Here is a 4,283-nt window from a genome sequence, read left to right as displayed (position 1 = left end):
GATTCCGGCGATAATCTAACGCTGGAAAGTACGTCGGATGCCACGAAGGGTTTTATCCTGATGACCGATGGCAGTCTCGTTGGTGTGGGTCCGGGTGCCGGAACACCGCTCGAACTCATACACGTCGAAAGAAGTACGAACGATGACACGCAGATCAAGGTCCGTAACTTTTTGAATGATACAGCATCAGCCGCATCGGTCGTTGTATCAGCAAGAGGTACGACCACGAATGAATCGAACGGTATACTCAGGTCGTGGGCACTATCGAATACCGCAGACGGTTCAGACGCATCCGGTCATTCGGGTTTATTTCAAGTCAGCAACACAAACGGTCAGAATCTTATAATCGCGAATCGTGACGCGTCTGGGAATATACGTTTCTATGTATCCACAACGTCGATCACCTCCGCGAGTCGGATTATGGAACTCACGTCTGGATTCCAGATCAAGATGGGGCTCACAACGGCTGCGCCCGTGAGCGCGGATCTTTTGTTCGTAGCTGGCAGCGTAAACGACGCAAGACGGATACGCATGCGGCAGATATCCTCTAGCGCGTCTGCAAGAGCCGAAATAGTCGCTGATACCGATGATGCCGCACATGCCTGGGTCCCCGCACCTATCCTGCGCTAAAATATGACGTCTTTAATCTCCTTCAGCAGAATATAGGCCACGACCAGTCCGGCAAAGCCGAACACTGCCTTGGCAGGTATCAAGGGAATCTTTACGTTGGCGGCGCCCGTCTGCAATTCCTTCAGAAACTCTGGGACCCCCCAGCGGACAAGGACAAATACCGCCGTCAGGAAGCCGCCGATGGGCAACATGTATTTGGAGGATAGGTTGTCCATCAGCGTAAAGACATTCAAATCGCCGAAAGATTTCAGCACATTATACTCCCCAAACGACAGGGAGACAAAAATGCCCACCACGGTAATGACACCTCCAAACGCAAATGTGGCCTGGGCGCGACTCCACTGCTTCTCGTCAATAAAGTAAGCGGTGACGACCTCCAGAATGGAAATGGCGGAGGTCAGCGCTGCTACAAACAAAAGCGCAAAAAATAGGAACCCGAAGATTTCGCCCCCGGGCATTTGAGGGAACATCGTCGGCAGCACCACGAAGATCAAGCCCGGTCCCGAAGCGGGATCCTGTCCCAGCGCGAATACGGCCGTGAAAATGGCGATGCCGGCCAGAAGGGCAATGGCCGTATCAATAAATATGACCCACAACCCGGCCCGCAACAGGTCCTGATCCTTGTGCAGATAACTGCCATAGGTAATCATGGTGCCCATGCCCAGGCTGATGGTGAAGAACGAATGCCCCAGCGCCAGGGCCACACCTTCAGCGTCGAGGTCGCCCCATTTGGGTGAAAAAAGAAATCGAATCCCCTCCATCGCGCCATCCAGGGATATGCCCCGGATCACCAGCACGACCAGGATTCCCAGCAATATGGGCATCAAGGTTTTGCTCCACTTTTCTATGCCGCCCCTGATGCCTTTGATGATGATGAATATCGTAAGCCCCATGAAGATCATATGCCAGAAAATGGGCTCCACCGGGTTGGCCACGAATTGATCGAACTCCGCCTGGGCGCCCCCCGCGGAGGAAGCAATTTCACCGAACGATCCGGCCAGGGCTAAAAGGCTGTATTTGATGGTCCACCCGCCAATGACGCTGTAGAAAGACAGAATCACAAAGGCCGATGCCACCCCCAGCATTCCCAGCCATTTCCATCTGCTACCGTTGGACAGTGCTGAAAATGCGCCCACCGGGCTTTTTTGCGTGCGGCGCCCCAATGAGAATTCCGCCAGCAAAATGGGCAGCCCGACGACAAGAATGCAAATCAGATAGACCAGGGTAAAGGCAGCCCCGCCATGCTGTCCCGCCATATGAGGATATTTCCAGATATTGCCCAGGCCCACCGCCGACCCGGATGCGGCCATTATGAAGCCCACGCGGCTGCCCCAATGTTCGCGCTTATGGGTCATGGACGTGCCTCATTGGGTGGATTGCGGTTTGCGGGGCGCTGCCCATTGTCTTCCTGCGGAAAGGTGCTCAGATGAGCGTCCACATAGGCGTCCAGCATGCCGAGAATATAAACTATCAGCGCGCGCCATGCATTGCCATTCCGCCGGTCAAGGAGCTCGTCAAATTCGGTAGGGTCCGATCCGTCGTTGTTATTGAAGTCCTTGCTAGCCTGCCGGAACTGGGTGAGATAGTAGCCCTCGGCGGCGATCACCAGAACCGCTTTCAGCCAGGCGCCGTTGTAAATCTGCCCACCCCCAGGGATGAGGCCCAGCAGGAGGGCCGTTTGAGGGTCGGGGAAACGCTGGGTGCTGTCCACCTTAGCGACCAGGTTTGTCGTGCTTGAAGAACTGCCGGCAAACAGGCCGATGGGGGCCAGCAGCAGCAGCAGGCGGGCCCAGCTCATCCCTGGTTGCGGACAACTTGAAGCGCACCGGGCAGCAGCTGGATTTCGAGCTTCCGTAGTTCCAAACCCAGCACCTCTCCGTCGACGTGCACCGGCAGGGGCTGCTCACTCTCGATCACGATTGACTTGCCCGACAGCATGGTGACCTCATCCAGTTTGTGAATGGTGCCCGCCTTAAGCCGAGGGAAGTTTAAAATGATCTTCAGCGGCGATATATCCGCTACATGGCAGACCTCCAACTTGCCGTCACCTAAATCCGCATTGGGCGTCAGGTGGAGTCCCCCACCCACCGAGGGGCCGTTGCCAATTCCGATGAGATAGGTCAGCCCTGAGATCGTTTTATCGTCGACCTTGAGAGTCACCTGCGCAGACTTCCAGGACCGGATGGTGCGGGCAATAGCCACCAGGATGACCAGGGGGCCCCGGAGATATTTGATGTTCCTGATCTCGTAGTTGGTGCGGCCGTCAAATCCAATGCCCACGGCATTGACGAAGTGGCGCCCGTTGACGATCCCCACGTCGGTGGGCCGCGGCTCACCGTGGCACAGCAGTGACAGGGCCGGTTTGAGCTTCCGGGGAATACGTGCGCTGCGGGCGAAATCGTTGCCCGTGCCGATGGGAATCAGGCCCAGAGGCGTACTGCCGCCCATGAGCCCGGCAACCACCTCGTTCACCGTGCCATCGCCGCCCAGGGCCGCCACCAGGTCATAGGCCGGGCCGTGGGTCCGGGCAATTTCGGTGGCGTGCTCGGGCCCGCTGGTAATCATGAAGTCAAATCGGCAACGGTCGCTGTAGGCCGGCGCCAGCCGCTTGACGGTCTCCAGCGCTTTAGCGCCGCGGCCCCTGCTGGCCGCAGGGTTGGCGATGACCAGCACCCGTTTCATGGATTTCTTGAGGCTGGAGACTTGGGACTAGGGACCAGGAAACAAATTCCCAACTCCAGGCGCCGTCTATGCTTTGCAAGTTTCGAGTGATTTATGCAGTCCACGTAACAGCTTGCCAATGATGTCGAGCTGGTTGAGAAGATTGGCGCCAGCAGCGCCATTTACGTGTCCGAGGTCCGCGCTCAAGATAATCTGGGTCTCCCGTTCAGCAACTGAGCCCATGGCAATCGAAACAAAATGTTTGAATTCAGCTACCTGCCCGAGCATGGCCTTCAGCAATATTTGAAGGAATAGACACGGCCGACCGAGGTATCTGGCTAACCAAGCCGAATTTTTCCTCACCTGGATAGCCAGCAGTGACATCATAGATTTCCCTCACCAGAGCCATTGCCTTCTGCCACACCTCCAAATCTCTGTAGCTCTTAAACGAATCACCCATGTCCCCTCAAGCCCCCAGCCTCAAGCCTCAAGCCCCCTCCCGGAGCGCCACCGCTTCAATCTCCACCGAGGCGCCCAACGGCAGCGCCGCCACCTGGACCACCGATCTGGCGGGGGGATCGGCGGCAAAGTAGCGCTCAAATACGTCGTTGAGCGTGGCGTAGGAATCCAAATCGGTGAGGTAAACGGTAAACTTGACCACACTGCCGAGGGACCCGCCGGCAGCTGATAGGATGCCCGCAATGTTGCGCAGGACGCGGTAGACCTGCTCTTCAAAGTTGCCTTCAACCAGCAAGCCGGTGTCAGGGTCCAGGGGGATCTGCCCGGCGGTGAAGATAAGATTGTCCACGCACACGCCCTGGCTGTAGGGACCCACGGCCTCGGGGGCGAGATCAGTATGGATAATGGTGCGCATCGCTCTACTTCCCTAGTTCAAAGTTCAAGGTTCCTGGTCCCTATTCTTAAGGCTCTCGCCCACAGTCCCCAGCCCCCAGCCGCTCCGATATCGTAGAAGCTCTTCCGCACAATCCCGC

4 protein-coding genes and 1 pseudogene are annotated in these 4,283 nt (G+C 57.0%); all 5 read right to left on the bottom strand.

Annotation, left to right across the window (positions count from 1 at the left end; genetic code table 11):
* Positions 1-626 precede the first annotated feature (626 nt).
* Positions 627-1,985 carry a sodium-dependent transporter gene (locus tag IH971_10940; protein ID MCH7498347.1) on the bottom strand — a complete coding sequence of 453 codons (1,359 nt, stop codon included), beginning with the start codon at positions 1,983-1,985 and terminating at the stop codon, positions 627-629.
* Entirely contained in the window at positions 1,982-2,428 is a 447-nt protein-coding gene (locus IH971_10935; protein ID MCH7498346.1) for a hypothetical protein, read from the bottom strand. Before IH971_10935 ends, IH971_10940 begins: the two co-directional genes overlap by 4 nt.
* On the bottom strand, positions 2,425-3,312 hold the full coding sequence (locus tag IH971_10930; protein ID MCH7498345.1) for a diacylglycerol kinase family lipid kinase: 888 nt from the start codon (positions 3,310-3,312) through the stop codon (positions 2,425-2,427). The genes IH971_10935 and IH971_10930 overlap by 4 nt, the downstream gene beginning before the upstream one ends.
* A 66-nt stretch (positions 3,313-3,378) precedes the next feature.
* Positions 3,379-3,751: pseudogene (locus IH971_10925) on the bottom strand (four helix bundle protein).
* Positions 3,752-3,778: 27 nt separating this feature from the next.
* Positions 3,779-4,165, bottom strand: coding sequence for a RidA family protein (locus tag IH971_10920; protein MCH7498344.1), 387 nt, complete (start codon positions 4,163-4,165; stop codon positions 3,779-3,781).
* Positions 4,166-4,283 lie beyond the last annotated feature (118 nt).

Source organism: Candidatus Neomarinimicrobiota bacterium, from assembly GCA_022560655.1.
Taxonomy (GTDB): Bacteria; Fidelibacterota; Marinisomatia; order SCGC-AAA003-L08; family TS1B11; genus JADFSS01.
This window is presented reverse-complemented; position numbering and strand designations above follow the sequence as displayed.

What these genes read in the sequence shown, in the direction of transcription:
- IH971_10920 (MCH7498344.1), bottom strand. Translation starts at nt 4,165, where the DNA reads ATGCGCACCATTATCCATACTGATCTCGCCCCCGAGGCCGTGGGTCCC.
- IH971_10935 (MCH7498346.1), bottom strand. Translation starts at nt 2,428, where the DNA reads ATGAGCTGGGCCCGCCTGCTGCTGCTGCTGGCCCCCATCGGCCTGTTT.
- IH971_10940 (MCH7498347.1), bottom strand. Translation starts at nt 1,985, where the DNA reads ATGACCCATAAGCGCGAACATTGGGGCAGCCGCGTGGGCTTCATAATG.
- IH971_10930 (MCH7498345.1), bottom strand. Translation starts at nt 3,312, where the DNA reads ATGAAACGGGTGCTGGTCATCGCCAACCCTGCGGCCAGCAGGGGCCGC.